The sequence below is a fragment of the Mucilaginibacter paludis DSM 18603 genome, assembly GCF_000166195.2.
Classification (GTDB): Bacteria; Bacteroidota; Bacteroidia; order Sphingobacteriales; family Sphingobacteriaceae; genus Mucilaginibacter; species Mucilaginibacter paludis.
Genome location: NZ_CM001403.1, coordinates 5,191,425 through 5,209,099 on the forward strand (window position 1 = coordinate 5,191,425; position 17,675 = coordinate 5,209,099).

The 17,675-nt window shown below is 42.4% G+C and carries 13 protein-coding genes and 1 pseudogene; 10 read left to right on the forward strand and 4 right to left on the reverse strand.

The features are described 5' to 3' along the window. Positions 1-63: 63 nt before the first annotated feature. On the reverse strand, positions 64-627 hold the full coding sequence (locus tag MUCPA_RS21985) for an REP-associated tyrosine transposase (RefSeq protein ID WP_008509402.1): 564 nt from the start codon (positions 625-627) through the stop codon (positions 64-66). 443 nt (positions 628-1,070) lie between these two features. After that, a complete protein-coding gene (locus MUCPA_RS36325) occupies positions 1,071-1,721 on the reverse strand; it encodes an energy transducer TonB (RefSeq protein ID WP_008509403.1) in 651 nt (216 codons plus the stop codon). A gap of 273 nt (positions 1,722-1,994) precedes the next feature. On the opposite strand from MUCPA_RS36325, the gene MUCPA_RS21995 reads away from it, so the two are divergent. The 7 genes from MUCPA_RS21995 to MUCPA_RS22025 all read left to right on the forward strand — a co-directional run bounded on the left by MUCPA_RS21995 (position 1,995) and on the right by MUCPA_RS22025 (position 11,627). Continuing rightward, a complete protein-coding gene (locus MUCPA_RS21995) occupies positions 1,995-2,384 on the forward strand; it encodes a hypothetical protein (protein ID WP_008509404.1) in 390 nt (129 codons plus the stop codon). A 164-nt stretch (positions 2,385-2,548) separates the two neighbouring features. Further along, a complete protein-coding gene (locus MUCPA_RS22000) occupies positions 2,549-4,762 on the forward strand; it encodes a SulP family inorganic anion transporter (RefSeq protein ID WP_008509406.1) in 2,214 nt (737 codons plus the stop codon). 80 nt (positions 4,763-4,842) lie between these two features. Beyond that, the gene (locus tag MUCPA_RS22005; protein ID WP_008509408.1) at positions 4,843-5,625 is read left to right on the forward strand and encodes a DUF2490 domain-containing protein; all 783 of its coding nucleotides are present in this window, start codon (positions 4,843-4,845) and stop codon (positions 5,623-5,625) included. A gap of 350 nt (positions 5,626-5,975) precedes the next feature. Further along, complete coding sequence (locus MUCPA_RS22010) at positions 5,976-7,214, forward strand: IS4 family transposase (RefSeq protein WP_008509410.1); 1,239 nt, start codon at positions 5,976-5,978, stop codon at positions 7,212-7,214. Between the two features lie 480 nt (positions 7,215-7,694). Then, positions 7,695-8,735, forward strand: coding sequence for a tetraacyldisaccharide 4'-kinase (gene lpxK / locus MUCPA_RS22015; RefSeq protein WP_008509412.1), 1,041 nt, complete (start codon positions 7,695-7,697; stop codon positions 8,733-8,735). Continuing rightward, positions 8,725-9,540 carry a purine-nucleoside phosphorylase gene (locus tag MUCPA_RS22020; protein WP_008509413.1) on the forward strand — a complete coding sequence of 272 codons (816 nt, stop codon included), beginning with the start codon at positions 8,725-8,727 and terminating at the stop codon, positions 9,538-9,540. Before lpxK ends, MUCPA_RS22020 begins: the two co-directional genes overlap by 11 nt. Continuing rightward, on the forward strand, positions 9,537-11,627 hold the full coding sequence (locus MUCPA_RS22025; protein WP_157543964.1) for a putative porin: 2,091 nt from the start codon (positions 9,537-9,539) through the stop codon (positions 11,625-11,627). The genes MUCPA_RS22020 and MUCPA_RS22025 overlap by 4 nt, the downstream gene beginning before the upstream one ends. Positions 11,628-11,846: 219 nt before the next feature. Here MUCPA_RS22025 and MUCPA_RS22030 read toward each other — a convergent pair whose 3' ends face one another. After that, positions 11,847-12,479 carry a M949_RS01915 family surface polysaccharide biosynthesis protein gene (locus tag MUCPA_RS22030; RefSeq protein ID WP_008509420.1) on the reverse strand — a complete coding sequence of 211 codons (633 nt, stop codon included), beginning with the start codon at positions 12,477-12,479 and terminating at the stop codon, positions 11,847-11,849. 428 nt (positions 12,480-12,907) lie between these two features. On the opposite strand from MUCPA_RS22030, the gene MUCPA_RS22035 reads away from it, so the two are divergent. Together MUCPA_RS22035 and MUCPA_RS22040 are read left to right on the forward strand one after the other, a co-directional pair. Continuing rightward, positions 12,908-13,291: a transposase gene (locus MUCPA_RS22035; RefSeq protein ID WP_233276779.1), complete on the forward strand. Its 384-nt coding sequence runs from the start codon at positions 12,908-12,910 to the stop codon at positions 13,289-13,291. Between the two features lie 239 nt (positions 13,292-13,530). Then, a complete protein-coding gene (locus tag MUCPA_RS22040; RefSeq protein WP_008503844.1) occupies positions 13,531-14,769 on the forward strand; it encodes an IS4 family transposase in 1,239 nt (412 codons plus the stop codon). A 220-nt stretch (positions 14,770-14,989) separates the two neighbouring features. On the opposite strand, the gene MUCPA_RS22045 is transcribed toward MUCPA_RS22040, so the two are convergent. Further along, complete coding sequence (locus tag MUCPA_RS22045; RefSeq protein ID WP_040626264.1) at positions 14,990-16,171, reverse strand: hypothetical protein; 1,182 nt, start codon at positions 16,169-16,171, stop codon at positions 14,990-14,992. A 403-nt stretch (positions 16,172-16,574) separates the two neighbouring features. Between MUCPA_RS22045 and MUCPA_RS38320 the strand changes: the two are divergent. Continuing rightward, positions 16,575-17,668, forward strand: a pseudogene (locus MUCPA_RS38320) (ISAs1 family transposase). Positions 17,669-17,675 lie beyond the last annotated feature (7 nt).

The window sequence follows — 17,675 nt, forward strand, 5'->3', positions numbered from 1 at the left end:
TCTCTGACTTCGAATGCCTATGCTTGTAGTCTCCGACTACAGGCTAATTGTCAATAACCATGACTAAAACCATAAACAATCCACATCGATAATCGATTCCTTTTCCTCATAATTAGATGCGCTTGAATAGACATAGTCGGCAGCATCATAAACATACCCTGCCCTTACTGGATTATCATGAATATAATCTATCTTCTGTTGTGTGAAATCAGGGCCGAATAATTCAACAAAATGATTGTCTTGTACCCAAATCTGGTAATCTTCATTACGGGTATGCCTGGATGCATAATACTTAAACTGATGCAACATCCATTCTTTCCGGCTTTCGGTTTCGTTTTCAATATAATCCAGGATGGACCGCGCTGTAAACTTTTTAAAATCGCGTACAAAAACACTCAGGCTGTGCCCGGGTTTAACAGACGCAATTAAATGAACATGATTAGACATCATAACATAAGCATGTAAATTTAATCCCTTTTTCTCCTGGCAAAACTTTAAAGATGCGATCAGCATGTCTTTATAAACCCGTCGACTAAAAATATCTATCCAACCTACTATGGTAAAAGTCATATAGTAAATAGCTTGCTGATCTCTTATTAAATAGCCGGGTTTAAAAATATTATCCATCCTTTATAATTTGATTGGCAATTTACGGAACTTTACTGTAGCTGGTGACTACGTATATAGTAGTTCGGGAGTTGGAGAGACTACAGAGAGATTCACTTTTAAGTGTTTGGTCAATTCGGCTCAACATGCGAAAAGTATTTTAGCCGGTAGTCAGAGACTACTGGCATATTGGTTCGAAGTCAAAGACTTCGAACAGCGGTGGGGTTTCAAATAGAAAATATCAAAATAGAAAATATCAAAAAAAAATGCTATTCGAAGTCTCTGACTTCGAATGCCTATACTTGTAGTCTCCGACTACAGGCTAATTGTCCGATATGATATTTTAGAAACTCACTTAAATTGTATGGCATTCGGTTCAACGTGCGGCAGGCATTTAGCCGGTAGTCTGAGACTTCGAACAGCGTGCTACCTCGAACAGCGGGCACTTAAAAATATCAATATTCTTATAAGCTCAAATTAACAGGAATAGAATATTGCATCCGGGAGGGCTTACCGTTATTTAGCCCTGGGTTCCATTTGGGCATGTTTTTAATTGCCCTGATTATTTGTTCGTCCAGATGCTTCCCCGCGCTTCTTATGATTTGAATGTTGGTTAGCGATCCGTTCTTTTCAACGATAAATTGCACGAAAGCCCGCCCTTGAAAATCGCTTGTGTTTTTGATGTGCTGGCGCAGATACTTTTTTAAAGCTTCCTGGCCTCCCGGAAAGGATGGGGCAATTTCAGCCACCATCCCAAAAAATGCTTCATTTTGAATGGTATCAACCTTTGCTGCCTTTTCGGGTGGAAGTTTTAATGCCTTACCCATCACCTCGTTCTGGCATGATGTTAAGCCGAACACTATCATTGCCGCCGAGGCCCATTTGTACCATTGTGGCTTTTTGGGTATTGTTTTGAACCGGACGGCATCATATAAGCCACATAGGGGGGCTCCGCTTTTTCTAAACGCTTCCAGTATTTCGGTCTCGGTCATTCCTCTAAAATCATAAACCATCTTCTGGCAACTGTCGCAATGCCAACCGGCACTACAGGGCTGCAGCTCGTTAATAGATTTTGGACATTTAAAGGATAATTGGATTTTTTGAAATGGTTCCATTGGTATCTGTAGTTTATTTAAAGTATAGATGCAGGAAGATGTGCGAATTCCATAATGGATATAAATTTTTCATTTTAGGCTGGTTCGAAGACAGAGACTTCGAACCAGCGAGATTTTCCCTCCAATTCAATATTCTATTCTGCAATGTTTTAGTTAATTTGCCGTTTACGATGCAATAATCAACAAGCGCTTTGATGGTACATCTTATGTCAAAAAACACAGAAGCACCATTTGCGCTTTCAAATTCAACTTTTATTAGCTACATTCGCATCAATGGGTTATAAAAAATATACGGTTTTCTTTCTCCTGAGCGTCTTTTTGATGGCACGGGTGGAGCCTGTATTTCCTTACCTGAAAACGTTGCCTCAGCTAACGCATAACATTATTTCTCATTTATCGGCCTTATACACCGGCTCAACAGAAGTCAATATTCTGGCCAATATTGATATCGAAGATCAGGACAATACAGATACTAAAGATGATGAGAAGGAAACCGAAAAAGAAGTTACCAAATCAATCAAAGAAGAATGCAAAATGCTTTTGCATGATTATACCGCTTTGTTAATTTTTAACCAAAGCTCCAACCGCACACTGTTTCATCTATATCTTTCAGGAAAAGAGAGAACCCATGTAAATGAAGTGTTCAGACCACCACTCGTTTAATTAAATCTGTAAAATCTTCTTAATGCTTTAAAGCAGGTTATTTTTCGGCCTGGAGATTTTTTCTGTGGCCTTTCCGGCTAATCAACTTTAATCATAGCTTTTATAATGGCCTTAAAACCATAGTAAAAGCTCAGTTCAAAACTTGTTTCCTGATTTAATTTAAAATGAACGTTTCATCATTAAAAAATACATTAAAATCCGACCTGTCATCTGGTCTGGTGGTCTTCCTGGTAGCATTGCCGCTTTGCCTTGGTGTGGCTTTGGCCAGCGGCGCCCCCCTTTTGTCGGGCATTATTACCGGTGTTGTTGGCGGTATTGTTGTTGGTTGCCTCAGCGGCTCTCAACTGGCAGTAAGCGGTCCGGCAGCGGGCCTTACCACTATTGTTGCCGCCGCTATTATAACCTTGCACTCGTACGAAGCCTTTTTGCTGAGTGTGATACTGGCTGGTGGTATCCAAATTGTTTTGGGTTTGGTTAAAGCAGGTAAAATTGGCTTGTACTTTCCATCCAACGTAATTAAAGGGATGCTTGCAGCTATCGGGATCATCCTGATATTAAAACAAATCCCTCATGCTTTTGGCTATGATGCCGATGCCGAAGGGGATATGGCTTTTTTGCAGGCTGATAACAACAATACCTTCAGCGAAATTAATAACCTGCTTTCCAAGCTTAATTTTGGTGCCATCCTGATATTTGCCATATCGATGACGGTATTGATGTTGTGGGATACCCGGATGTTTAAAAAAGTGAAAAGTTTCCCGGCGGGTTTGGTCGTGGTTATCCTGGGCGTTCTGGCGTCTATCGGCCTGAACTCGTTACCGGAATCTTTACATTTACGTACCAATAGCTTTGTCAAGATCCCCGTATTATCAAGCGTTGGCGATTTTGCTACCATACTGAAGTTTCCTGATTTTAGCCAGGTAAGCAATCCTGCTGTTTGGACCATCGCCCTTACCATCGCTTTTGTGGCCAGTTTAGAAACCTTGCTCAGCATTGAAGCAGTTGATAAACTTGACCCTCAAAAAAGATCAACCCCCTTAAACCGCGAATTGCTGGCACAGGGCATCGGTAATACGGTTTCCGGCTTATTAGGCGGTATCCCCCTTACAGCAGTAATTGTGCGTGGGGCAACCAACGTAAACGCTGGTGCTAAAACCAAAGTATCAGCCATATTTCATGGTGTGCTGCTATTGGTTACCGTTCTGTTGATCCCCGGAATCTTGAACATGATTCCGCTGGCTTGTTTGGCCGCCATCCTGATTATGGTAGGTTATAAGCTGGCCAAAGTGAAACTGTTTACCGAGATGTATAAATCTGGATGGAATCAGTTTACCCCGTTTATAGTTACTGTGGTGGCTATTATTTTAACCGATTTGTTGAAAGGTGTATTGGTGGGCATGGCTGTAAGCATCATCTTTATTTTGGTTAATGCCACTAAGGATTTGATCTACTCAACCGAGAGCACCAGCGAGAATGGCAAGGTACAGCGCCTGGTATTATCAGAGCAGGTTACCTTTTTAAATAAGGCACACTTAAACGAGTTTTTTAGTAAAATTAAGCCCCATACCAGCGTTTGGATTGATGCCACGCAAACTAAATATATTGAGCAGGATTGCCTTGAAATTTTACAGGATTTTAAAGCGAGAGCCGCCGGTGAGCATATTGCCTGCACCATTACCGGTTTAAAAGATCACTACTCGTTTTTAGAGGCTAAGGGCGAATTGATAGCTCACGATCATGACCATAGTAAACAACAGCCTTACCAGGCCCTTTTTGCAAACAACCGTAAATGGATTGCCGAGAAGCTGCACCTGGATATTAATTATTTTACCAAGTTGAATGCAGGCCAGTCGCCCCAATATTTAATTGTGGGTTGCTCTGATAGCCGTGCCCCGCTCGAATTGATTACCGGTGCGCAACCTGGCGAAATTTTCAGTCAGCGTAACATTGCCAACCAGGTTATTCCGAGCGATCCTAACCTGATGTCGGTTTTACAATACGCAGTTGAGGCGTTAAAGGTTAAACACATTATTATTTGCGGCCACTATGGTTGCGGCGGCGTGCGTGCCGCGCTGGCTGGCGGTACCAGCGGCAACCTTGACCAATGGTTGAGCCATGTGCGCGATGTGTACCGTACCCACAAGGATGAGTTGGAATTGATCCAGGATCCGGAGATGCAGCACCGCCGCCTGGTTGAGCTCAATGTTAAAGAGCAAATTTACCAGCTAAGATCAACCTCCATCGTACAGAAGGCCCTGCAAAACGGCCAGGTGTTAAACATTTACGGTTGGGTTTATGATCTTGCCGATGGTATGCTGCACGATTTGCAGGTTCAGGATATCGAATTAAATAACATCGTAAAACCAGTACTGGCTTAAAAAACTTTTTAGCCGGTCTCCACATCTATTTTTATCAGTTACCAGCCGGATGCTTCAGCATCCGGCTTTATAAACTTGTTATGTTCAATAAAAAAATAAAAAAGTCCATCTTTGTATTCACCTTCATATTATCAATAGCATCACAACATCAGCTTTCGGCACAAAACACCCGCTACAACACATCAAACTTTAATGCCTGGGTAGCGCTTAACGGGCAGTTTTTAATTACGGATAAATGGGGATTACATGCCGAAGTACAGATACGGCGTAATGAAGGCTTCAGCCGATGGCAGCAATTGTTGTTAAGGCCTGGTATTTTTTACAATATCAACCCCAACTTAATGGCAACAGCCGGGTACGCTTATGTAGAAACTTACCCTTACGGGGAAATTCCTATTGCCAAGGTGGCTTTCCCGGAGCATCGCATCTGGCAGCAATTACAATTAACGCAGCGTACCGGGAGTGTTGATGTGATAAGCCGACTGAGGCTCGAACAGCGGTTTTTTGGAGATGTGAATGCAGGTACCTTTACCAATACCCGCTTTGAAAATCGTTTCCGTTACATGTTGCGTGCTGTAATCCCTTTAACCCGGGATGCCAATAAAGTAACCAAGCTTTACGTACCCGTTTACGATGAAGCATTTATTGCTTTCGGCAAAAATGTAAAGTACAATACCTTTGATCAAAATCGCTTTGGTATCGGTTTAGGTTTAAACGAAGGCAAATTCGGCAAAATTGAGATAGGCTACCTTTACCAGTACGTACAACAACGCAACCTGCTGCCCGATATGCGCCAGGTAGTTGAAAATAATCACACGCTTTCCATTACCTATTTTTCGGCATTAAGGCTCGGCAAAAAATAAAGTGGAGTTTGTGGTTCGTTACGTAGCTTTTGTTGGTTATTTTGCTGATAATGAGCGTTTTTTAACTCCCCTCTCGAGAGGGGGCGGGTTAGGTGGTGCGGCTGCAAGGGGTGTGTTTCTGCGCGCGACTAACTCTGTAACACTGCATGGGCAGCATTACTTAATGGCGTTGCCATAGGGTTGGGGCGCGATTGAAACTTTCGCCTCTGTGCGCTTTGTAAAATCACGCGCACAGAAACACACCCCTCCGGCCCTCTCAAGAGCATAGCCGTCAACTTTAGAAAAAAAAGGGATAAAATTTTTTTAGAGCAAGAATCGGAACTGCAAAATTGCAGTCATTATTCGAGCGAATGAGTTCGGAACTATTTGAACCAACGGTGTTAGATGGCCTGGCCCGTAAAACAGAGGCTATACAACGCAAACGAAAAGTGGGAGGCAAGGAACTATCGGATATGGCGTTATTTGATGGAGATCAATCGTTTAACGGCATGAGTATGCAGTTAATGCGGAGGGATGGGCTTGATATTTCGAAGCAGGCATTGCATCAAAGACATCACAGCAATATGACAAAGTTTGTACAAGCCGTTTTTGAGCAATTAATAGCAGTTGAGTTACCGCAAGAGCAAACACAGGGCTTGGAGATCCGTATCAAAGATTCTACCCGTTTCGCGTTGCCGGAAGTTATTGCAGAGACATTCCCCGGAACAAAAGGAAGTGGGATGAAAGCGGGAGCATCTGTACAATTTGAATTTGAAATCAAAAGTGGTAAAAGCGATATCAAAGTAACTCCGGCCAACGCAAATGACCAGGGTGAGAGTCATCTGGACAAGGCATCAATTCAGCCGGGGGTATTATATATGAGAGATCTGGGTTACACTCACTTGAGTTATATGAACAATATTAACAAAGTCAAAGCTTTCTTTATTAATAAATTATGTCCGAAAACAACGATTTATCTATTAAAGGACGACCAATACCAAAAGTTAGAGTTGTCGAAACTACAAGGCATAACCGGCGTATTTGATCAACAGGTATATATCGGAGCTGATAAGATGCCGGTAAGGATAATAATAGAACCGGTAAGTGAAGAGCTCAAGGCAAGGCGGATAGCCAATACTGAAAAGTACAATAAAAAGAAAGGCAGTACCACCAGTAAGGGATTCAAAGAGCGGGCAGGGTTTAACTTTATTGTTACCAACCTGGTGAGCGAAAAATATAGCGCTGAATTGATCCAAAAGTTATATCACCTGCGATGGCAGATAGAATTGGTTTTTAAAGCATGGAAGTCGTTTTTAAAGATACACACGTTCCCCAAAGGAAGTTCGGATCGTATAACCAGTATATTATACAGTAAGTTGATCTGGGCAGTTTTGAGTTGGAAAATATGCATGGCTATCGGTAAGATAGGTCAAATTAGTGTTTTAAAGGTGCATCGACTAATCGCTTCTACGAAAGAAGAATTGCGAGCGCAGCTTTTAGGGATATGCTCAAAGTGGTTAGCTCTGTTGGAGAAATTAAACTTAAAGCACCTTTCAAAAGAGCACAGAAAACATAGGTTAAAAATAGAAGAAATTGTAATAAGTATTTGATTATTAGATATTTAAATACTATATTTAGATAGTTAAACAAAAATAAGAAAGGCGGGGTCATCTAAACCTCCCCGCCTTAAAAAACGAAAAATATGAGAGTAAAAATACATAGGTTTGCCCATGCGGGCAAACCGCGCCTAAAAATTAAATAACTGAAAATCAACAATATATGAGTACAGCTACTTAAATTGACGGCTATGCTCTCAAGAGGGGAATCGCACGGGCTGCCGCTTGTTTTTTTTATATATGATTGATAATGAGTGTATTTTATCAAATTTCCTCTTTGGGAAGAGCGGGGTTAGGTGGTGCGGCTGCAAGGGGTGTATTTCTGCGCGCGACTAACCAACATCCCCCTGCAATCGCATCATCTTTTTCATTACCACAAACCGGGTAGCCTGCGCCGGGCGGCATTCTTCGCCTATATACCTCTAAATATTGTCCTAACCAGTCAACCCCGTTTTTGTATCTTTGCGCCATACTATGTCCAGATACCCGCGTTGGCTCTTGCTTCCTTTTTCATGGCTGTACGGATTGATCATCATCATCCGTAATTGGTGCTATGATGCCGGGGTGTTTAAAAGCCATCGTTTTAATATCCCTGTTATCTCTGTCGGCAACCTGGATATTGGCGGCGCGGGCAAAAGCCCCATGACGGAGTACCTGGTGCGTTTGTTAAAAAATAAATATGCGCTGGCTACCTTAAGCCGTGGCTATGGTCGTAAAACCCTTGGCTTTTTAATTGCCAAATCCTCTGCTACAGCTACCGAAGTGGGTGATGAGCCTGCGCAGTTTAAGCAAAAATTTCCGGAGGTTACCGTGGCCGTGTGCGAGAAGAGGGTGGTGGGCATTGAGCAGCTCCGGGCCAGCCATAACCTGATCATTTTAGATGATGCCTACCAGCACCGGGCGGTTACCCCCGGTTACAGTATATTACTTTTCGATTATAGCCGTGTATTTGAGCCTCACCTGATGTTGCCCGTGGGTAACCTGCGCGAACCCTTCAGTGGCCGCAGGCGTGCAGATACCATTATCGTAACCAAATGCCCCGATGATTTAGATAAACAGCACCGCGAAAAAATTAAAGCCCGGATACGGCCCTTAGCCCATCAGGAGTTGTTTTTCACCAGCATCAGCTATGGCGGATTGCAGGATATGGACGGCCTGAAAACCGGTGTGGTGATTGATCAGGATACGGCGGTTTTTTTACTTACAGGTATCGCCAATGCTGCGCCGCTGTTAAATCATGTTAAAAAGCAATCCCGGCAGGTAATTCATCACAATTATCCCGACCATCATCAATATACCTTAAAAAATATTGCTAAACTTGCCGATGAGTTTAAGGCCTGCGTTGCAGTAAAAAAACTAATTGTTACAACAGAAAAAGATATACAGCGTTTACGGGAACACGACTTGCTGCCAATAGTTAAACAGTTGCCCATTTGGGTGATGCCCATACAGGTGCATTTTTTGGCAGAAGGGCAAACCCTATTTAATGAAATTATAAAAAACTATGTTAGATAACATACAGAAAACAGCTGCCTATATTAAAAACCGGATAGGCGATTTTGTGCCCGAAATAGGCATTATATTAGGCACCGGCCTCGGCGGGCTGGTTAAGGAAATTGAAATAGAGAAACAGATGATGTACTCCAACATTCCTGATTTTCCTATCTCAACATTGGAGTTCCACTCGGGTAAGCTCATCTTTGGCCGTTTAGCCGGTAAAAATGTAGTAGCCATGCAAGGCCGGCTGCACTATTATGAAGGATATAGCATGCAGCAGATCACCTTCCCGGTAAGGGTAATGAAAATGCTGGGCATCCAAACGCTGTTTGTATCAAATGCCAGCGGCTCGCTCAACCCCGATTTTAAAAAGGGCGAACTGATGGTGATTGAAGATCATATCAATTTGCAGCTGGATAACCCTTTAATTGGCAATAACGACAGCGACCTGGGCCCGCGTTTCCCGGATATGAGCGAGCCGTACAAAAAGGACCTGATTGAAAAGGGATTAAAAATTGCTGCCGATAACAATATTGCCTGCCATAAAGGTGTTTATGTATCAGTTAGCGGCCCTAACCTGGAAACAAGAGCCGAATACCGTTTTCTGCGTATTATAGGCGGCGACGCGGTAGGCATGAGTACCGTGCCCGAGGTTATTGTGGCCAACCACATGGGCCTGCCCGTATTTGCTATTTCTGTATTAACTGACGAGGGTTTTCCTGAAACATTAAAACCGGTATCGGTTGAAGAAATACTGGCTGTGGCAACCGAAGCCGAGCCTAAGCTTACCCTGATACTGAAAGAATTGATTGCTACACTTTGATAACGAAAAAGCTTAAATATGTATTGCTGCTGTTGATCTGTTCATCGGCACGGATGGCTTTTGGGCAAATTAACCAGTCCGGTAATTCTACCACAACAGGCCAGTCGGTTAACCACATGCGCGATACGGTGCCCACAACCAAAAAGTTAACCGACGACGAATTGCTGGATACCCTGCGCAAGCGGGAGGAGAAAAAGAGGGACACGGTTATTTTTAACTCCAAATTTATAAAAGTTACCAACGAGCGTTTGTTAAACGATAGCACACAGGTTTTTCCGTTAGATACCGGTTTGGCTAACTTTGAGAATTATAGTCCGCTTTACCAGCCGCACAGCCCTAAAATTGGTTTGGGTAACCTGGGGCTTGCCGAGCGCAATTTGCTTTTTGAGCCCAGCCGAACTATTGGTTTTGATGTGGGTTTGCACTACCTGGATGCCTACCTGCTCCACCCCGAAGATATTCAATACTACCGCGCGCGTACCCCCTTTACCAGTTTGTATTTGGTAAGCGGCGGGCAGGTTGAGCAATTGTTTAAACTGGTACACACCCAAAATATTAAACCCAACTGGAATGTGGGTTTAAACTATAATAAAATAGGATCTGACGGGTTATATGCCCGGCAAAAGCCAGACCACTTGAACGCGGCTTTTTTTAGTTGGTACGAATCGCCCAATAAGCGCTATAACGTTTTGGGAAACTTGTTTTTTAATAATTTAAAGGCACCCGAGAATGGGGCCATAACCAGCGATACCGTGTTTACCGGTACGGCAACCTTATCTAAAACCGGCATACCCGTGAGGCTGAACAATAGCCGCGATAACATTCGCGATAATGGCTTTTACCTCAAACAGTTTTATTACCTGGGCCGTGTTGATACGCTGAGTAACGCCACAGAAACATCGAAAATATTACCTACCCAACGGATTGCTTATACCTTTTTTTATAACGTACAAAAGTATAAGTTCTTTCAGGATGATGTAGATACCTATAAGGTTTTCCCTGATTATTACTATGACAAAAGTGTATCTCGCGATTCGTTAGCGGTGTTGCATTTGCAAAACGAATTTTCGTACAGCTTTTATTTGCGCGGTAAGTCGGTTAGTTTTGTTAAAAACGAAGCCAAGCTCGATTTGGGTATCAAGCACGACTACTACAGCTATTCGCAATATGTACGGGATACTTTAAATTCAATAACTTCGGCGCAGAACGGCCTGCCGCAGATTGATAAGAAGCAGGCTAAGTCTTTTCAGGATATTACGTTAAAAGCCAAGGTTGGCTACCGCTTTAGCGACAAGATGGGCCTTGATGCCGATTTTCAACAAATAGTTCAGGGGCGCGATTTCGGGGATTACCTGTACGACGCCAAGTTGAATTTATCCGCAGGTGATAAAATAGGGAAGGTGATATTAGGTGCCTATACCCAAAACAGTTCGCCCCCACTCGTTTATACCAATTGGGATAGTAACCACTTCCGGTGGACCAATAGTTTTAAAAATGTAAAAACTACGGGACTATCCTTCAACTACATTAATAACAAATTGCAGTTTAACGTAAAGGCGGAGTACTTTTTAATTGATAACTATTTGTACTTTGAGGCTCAGCCCAATGGCATTGATGCACACCCTGTACAGGCAGCTGCCTCCATCAATTTAATTAAGATAAGCGTAGGTAAAAATATTACGCTGGGCAGGTGGCATTTTGATAACTTTGCCGTTTACCAAAAAACGGATAACCCGGCTACCTTGCGTACCCCCGAGCTTTATACCTATACCAGCCTGTACTATGGCAAGTTGTTTTTTAATGTGCTGAATACCAATATCGGGATCAATGTGCGTTATAATACGCCATACGAAGTACCATCCTACGCGGTGGGGTTAGGTCAGTTTTATAATGGCTCGGCAGTTAAGTATTCATCATATCCAGTTTCCACCGTATTTATTAAGGCTACTTTAAAGCGCACCAATTTATTTTTACAGTATGATTATGCCAACCAGGGTTTATTTACCAATGGTTATTATACCGTGAACCGCTACCCTATGCCCGATGCTATTTTGAAGTTTGGCGTGCTGTGGCATTTTTACGATTAAGGCCCCCTAACCCCCTGAAGGGGAACTTTTGAAATGCGTTCTCGCTGTTCGATGTAGTGTCGCTGTTCGAAGTCTCTGACTTCGAACCACTATGCGGGTAGTCTCAGACTACCGGCTAAAATGCTTTTTGCATATTGAACTGCCGCTGTTCTAAATCTTTGTCCCAGCTTAACCAACTGATCAAAACAGATGTAAACTTGCCGTATAATGCACTACTCATCAGTTCCATTTTTCCAGCAAATTCTTTTTCCAGAGGTCTTCGGCATATTTCCGAAATACCGCATCGCTTGTTTTAAACGACTCATCAAACGTATATTTACCACCATCATAATGTAGAGGCTTAGTGCTAACCAAGGTTTTGACGGTACCACGCATTGCATATTTTTTGCCACTTTGATACATGATGATTTTCATGCTGGCCGGACTTACATCGCTTCGGCAGGTAGTACGATACATCAACCATACTTCGGCTTTGCCGTCGTTGTTTAAATCGGTAACAGTAAAGGTATCAGGCAAGTAATTTGCTACCACATCAAACTGGCAATCTTTAACAAAATCATGTACCTGCCACGATAATACCGGTTGACCGTTATTCATTTTATAGCTATAAGCATATAAATCACCACCTTTAAATTCATCTTCATCGGTGGCTGCTTTTAACTGTACCACACCGGTTTCGGTTATGAACGCTATATGCTCTCCCTCAGCATCGGTATATTTAAAGGCATCTTTAATTTTTGCATTATAATGAATAGGTAGTGGTATTGCAGCCACGGGTATTTTGCTCATTTTTAATTGAGCAAAGGCAATTTGGCCGGTCAGGGTTATTGCGAGCAGGCTAAATAATCTCATTTGTTATAATTTGTTCCCTAAATTTAAAACATTCAAAGGGCATTTTGCCCTTGAATTTGCAAACTCGCTATTCGAAGTCTCTGACTTCGAATCACTATGCCTGTAGTCTCTGACTACCGGCTAAAATACTCGCATGTTAAACCGAATGACCGAACAATTTAAGTAATAGCCTCTCCAACTCGAACTACTATGTATGTAGTCACCACCTACAGTAAAGTTCCGTAAATTGCCAATCAAATTATTAAGAATGGATAATATTTTTAAACCCGGCTATTTAATAAGAGATCAGCAAGCTATTTACTATATGACTTTTACCGTAGTCGGTTGGATAGATATTTTTAGTCGACGGGTTTATAAAGATATGCTGATCACATCTTTAAAGTTTTGCCAGGAGAAAAAGGGATTAAATTTACATGCGTATATTATATATGTCTAATCATGTTCATTTAATTGCATCTGTTAAAGAGGGGCATAGCCTGAGTGTTTTTGTACGCGATTTTAAAAAGTTTACCGCCCGGTCCATTCTTGATTATATTGAAAACGAAACCGAAAGCCGGAAGGAATGGATGTTACATCAGTTTCAGTATTATGCGTCCAGGCATACCCGTAATGAAAATTACCAGATTTGGGTACAAGACAATCATTTTGTTGAATTATTCAGCGCTGATTTTACACAACAGAAGATAGATTATATTCATGATAATCCGGTAAGGGCAGGTTATGTTTATGATGCTGCCGACTATGTGTATTCAAGTGCCTCTAATTATGAGGAAAAGGAATCGATTATTGATGTGGATTGTTTATGGTTGTAGTTATTGACAATTAGCCTGTAGTCAGAGACTACAAGCATAGGCATTCGAAGTCAGAGACTTCGAATAGCGGTGGGACTTCGGAATAGCGGTAGACTTCGGATAGCGGTGGATTTTGCCCTTGAATTTGCAAATTAAAACTCCCCCTTCAGGGGCATAGCCGTCAACTTTAGAAAAAAAAGGGATAAAATTTTTTTAGAGCAAGAATCGGAACTGCAAAATTGCAGTCATTATTCGAGCGAATGAGTTCGGAACTATTTGAACCAACGGTGTTAGATGGCCTGGCCCGTAAAACAGAGGCTATACAACGCAAACGAAAAGTGGGAGGCAAGGAACTATTGGATATGGCGTTATTTGATGGAGATCAATCGTTTAACGGCATGAGTATGCAGTTAATGCGGAGGGATGGGCTTGATATTTCGAAGCAGGCATTGCATCAAAGACATCACAGCAATATGACAAAGTTTGTACAAGCCGTTTTTGAGCAATTAATAGCAGTTGAGTTACCGCAAGAGCAAACACAGGGCTTGGAGATCCGTATCAAAGATTCTACCCGTTTCGCGTTGCCGGAAGTTATTGCAGAGACATTCCCCGGAACAAAAGGAAGTGGGATGAAAGCGGGAGCATCTGTACAATTTGAATTTGAAATCAAAAGTGGTAAAAGCGATATCAAAGTAACTCCGGCCAACGCAAATGACCAGGGTGAGAGTCATCTGGACAAGGCATCAATTCAGCCGGGGGTATTATATATGAGAGATCTGGGTTACACTCACTTGAGTTATATGAACAATATTAACAAAGTCAAAGCTTTCTTTATTAATAAATTATGTCCGAAAACAACGATTTATCTATTAAAGGACGACCAATACCAAAAGTTAGAGTTGTCGAAACTACAAGGCATAACCGGCGTATTTGATCAACAGGTATATATCGGAGCTGATAAGATGCCGGTAAGGATAATAATAGAACCGGTAAGTGAAGAGCTCAAGGCAAGGCGGATAGCCAATACTGAAAAGTACAATAAAAAGAAAGGCAGTACCACCAGTAAGGGATTCAAAGAGCGGGCAGGGTTTAACTTTATTGTTACCAACCTGGTGAGCGAAAAATATAGCGCTGAATTGATCCAAAAGTTATATCACCTGCGATGGCAGATAGAATTGGTTTTTAAAGCATGGAAGTCGTTTTTAAAGATACACACGTTCCCCAAAGGAAGTTCGGATCGTATAACCAGTATATTATACAGTAAGTTGATCTGGGCAGTTTTGAGTTGGAAAATATGCATGGCTATCGGTAAGATAGGTCAAATTAGTGTTTTAAAGGTGCATCGACTAATCGCTTCTACGAAAGAAGAATTGCGAGCGCAGCTTTTAGGGATATGCTCAAAGTGGTTAGCTCTGTTGGAGAAATTAAACTTAAAGCACCTTTCAAAAGAGCACAGAAAACATAGGTTAAAAATAGAAGAAATTGTAATAAGTATTTGATTATTAGATATTTAAATACTATATTTAGATAGTTAAACAAAAATAAGAAAGGCGGGGTCATCTAAACCTCCCCGCCTTAAAAAACGAAAAATATGAGAGTAAAAATACATAGGTTTGCCCATGCGGGCAAACCGCGCCTAAAAATTAAATAACTGAAAATCAACAATATATGAGTACAGCTACTTAAATTGACGGCTATGCCTTCAGGGGGCTGGGGGGCCTACGTTTTCTGTTTCTTCTTTTTGGCAGCCGGGAATAATACGTTATTCAATATCAGCCGGTATCCAGGCGAGTTGGGGTGCAGGCTCAGGTCGGTAGGCGGGTCGCCAACCTTGTGCTGGTAATCTTCGGGGTCGTGGCCGCCATAAAATGTCCATTGGCCTTTGCCGTATTCGCCATGGATGTAGCGGGCCTCGTTCAAAGTTTTGGCTTCGCCCATAATGGTAACCCCCGGTTTGATCAGGCTCTCGCGGAAGGCTGTGGTTAAGCCCATAAAGCCTTTAATTACCTTATCGTGGTCCTGGGTGAGCATGCTGGGTACCACATCCCACTTGGCCGAAAAATCAAACAGCGTAAAAAAGTCGCGCGTTTGTTCAACCTGCCTGCTCAAGGTTACATCGATATTGCTGAACGAGTGCGACATCGGGTTCATATCCAAAGTGAATTTCTGAAAGGCGAAGGTTTGGCTGAAGTCCAGCTTGGATTGCGCGCCGGGCTCTACGCCGTCGCCATCAAACATACTCTCACAAATATCGGTATTGGCCGCCGCCAGGGCTATGTCAAAGGTATCAGTACCGCTGCACATGGCAAATAAAAATCCGCCCCCGGCGCAAAAATCACGGATCTTTTGGGCTACAGCCAGTTTCATTTTCGATACCTTTTTAAATCCCAGTTTATGCGCCATCGCTTCCTGGGCATTCACATCCTCGGTGTACCATGGGTACAGCCGGTAGGTTTGGTAAAATTTGCTGTACTGGCCCGTAAAATCCTCGTGGTGCAGGTGCAGCCAATCGTATTTAGGTAGTACGCCATTAATTACTTCCTCATCATAAATCACATCATAAGGTATCTCGGCATATTTTAAAACCAGTGTTACGGCATCATCCCAGGGTAATTTACTTTTAGGCGAGTAAACGGCCATTTTAGGAGCCTTTAACAACCTAACTACGTCCATATTAACCGAAGGGTCCGTAACCTCGGTAATAATGGCGGCTACCCTGGCATCGGGCACCACCTCGTAACTTACGCCACGAATCTTGCATTCGTTCTCAATTTTTTGGTCGTACTTCATCATGAAACTGCCGCCACGGTAATTGAGCAGCCAATCAACCTCTTCGCCGTTTTTTAGGGTCCAGAATGCTATTCCGTACGATTTCAGGTGATCCTTTTGTGACTCGTCCATCGGCAGCAGGAGGGATGATGCCCGCGTGAACAAAGGCAAAAAGCTCAAAGCAAAAAGGCAGAAGCAGGAAGCTAAAAGATGTTTTTGAAAGACGATCATTTTCAAAAATAGCGATTAATTGATGATTTATTTGAGGGATGGAGAAAGAGAAAGCTCGTTTGTAATTGAATAACAATTAAATGTGATAGTTTTTATTTTAGTGCATGGTGTTATCAAACGTTTAGGCTGGGGAAAGGCCATTCCTCTCTCAGGGGATGAAGGGTTTAAACAGTTAACATAGGGGGCGTAATTCGTCGCGCGGTGAGACACACCCCCTGCAGCCGCACTTCCAAACCCGCCCCCTCTCGAGAGCAGGGCTGTTGCATTTAAAAGAAGAAGGATTTAAATTTGCAGAAAAAAGAGTATGGACAAGGGCATCATAACCTATTTGCAGAAGTTGCCAGACGTGCGTAGAAAGGCTGGTCAGCGGCATGACCAAACGTTTATTTTGTTATTATTTGTGATGGGGACGATGAGTGGTTATTACGGCTATCGTGCTCTGGGTGATTTTATAAAGCGTAATCAAAAAGATCTTTTGACTTATTTCACTCCGAAAAAATCCCGTTTGCCTACGTTTTATACCGTGAGGCGTGTACTGCAGAATTTAGATTTTGAAAGTTTAAGCGAAGTTTTTTATCAATGGGCCAGTCAGTATACAGAAATCAATAAAAATGAATGGATGAATATAGATGGCAAAGCGATCAAAGGGACAATGAGTGATTATGCGCTTGAAAAACAGCGATTTGTAAATTTGGTGAGTATCTATAATGGGAGCCGTGGTCAAGTATTAGCCCAGGGTCTTGTAGACAATTCAAAGGAAAGTGAAATTCCGGTGGTACGCAAGCTTATTGCTGAACTGGGATTGGAAGGGGTAACGTTTACGCTTGACGCCTTACATTGCCAAAAAAAACAGTTGAGCTGATAATAGGTACGAATAATGATTATATGATAGGCGTAAAAAAGAATCAAAAGGGCCTTTATGAAAAAATAGCGGCGCTGACATCGGATACAGCAAAGGTTTGCAGCAAGTTCGTTGAATTGGAGAAAAATAAAGGACGTACAGAGCGCAGATCGGTATGTATATGCCCGGCGCCAGAAGAAATCAGTAAAGCCTGGATAGGCGCCAGTCAGGTAATCAAGGTAGAGCGTTGGGTAAAAGACAAAAATAAGATCAGTGAGGATTGCGCATTCTATATCAGCAGTGTGAGGGAAAATGCACAATTGTTATGCTATGGAATCAGAAGTCATTGGGGGATAGAGAATAAGCTACATTGGGTAAAGGATGTCACGTTTAAAGAGGATGCCTCCCGCATTAGAACTTCTCATGCACCAGAAAATATATCGGTGTTTAGAAACATCGCTATTAACGTTTTCAGAGCTCATGGCTTTCAAAATATAGCACAAGCACAAAGACTCGTTTGCAATGACATCGGCAGATTGAAACAATTACTCACTTAGAATGCAA

Bases quoted from the DNA above. Each gene is read 5' to 3' on its own strand.
- MUCPA_RS21985 (WP_008509402.1), bottom strand. From the start codon at position 627: ATGGATAATATTTTTAAACCCGGCTATTTAATAAGAGATCAGCAAGCT.
- MUCPA_RS36325 (WP_008509403.1), bottom strand. From the start codon at position 1,721: ATGGAACCATTTCAAAAAATCCAATTATCCTTTAAATGTCCAAAATCT.
- MUCPA_RS21995 (WP_008509404.1), top strand. From the start codon at position 1,995: ATGGGTTATAAAAAATATACGGTTTTCTTTCTCCTGAGCGTCTTTTTG.
- MUCPA_RS22000 (WP_008509406.1), top strand. From the start codon at position 2,549: ATGAACGTTTCATCATTAAAAAATACATTAAAATCCGACCTGTCATCT.
- MUCPA_RS22005 (WP_008509408.1), top strand. From the start codon at position 4,843: ATGTTCAATAAAAAAATAAAAAAGTCCATCTTTGTATTCACCTTCATA.
- MUCPA_RS22010 (WP_008509410.1), top strand. From the start codon at position 5,976: ATGAGTTCGGAACTATTTGAACCAACGGTGTTAGATGGCCTGGCCCGT.
- lpxK (WP_008509412.1), top strand. From the start codon at position 7,695: ATGTCCAGATACCCGCGTTGGCTCTTGCTTCCTTTTTCATGGCTGTAC.
- MUCPA_RS22020 (WP_008509413.1), top strand. From the start codon at position 8,725: ATGTTAGATAACATACAGAAAACAGCTGCCTATATTAAAAACCGGATA.
- MUCPA_RS22030 (WP_008509420.1), bottom strand. From the start codon at position 12,479: ATGAGATTATTTAGCCTGCTCGCAATAACCCTGACCGGCCAAATTGCC.
- MUCPA_RS22035 (WP_233276779.1), top strand. From the start codon at position 12,908: ATGTCTAATCATGTTCATTTAATTGCATCTGTTAAAGAGGGGCATAGC.
- MUCPA_RS22040 (WP_008503844.1), top strand. From the start codon at position 13,531: ATGAGTTCGGAACTATTTGAACCAACGGTGTTAGATGGCCTGGCCCGT.
- MUCPA_RS22045 (WP_040626264.1), bottom strand. From the start codon at position 16,171: ATGGACGAGTCACAAAAGGATCACCTGAAATCGTACGGAATAGCATTC.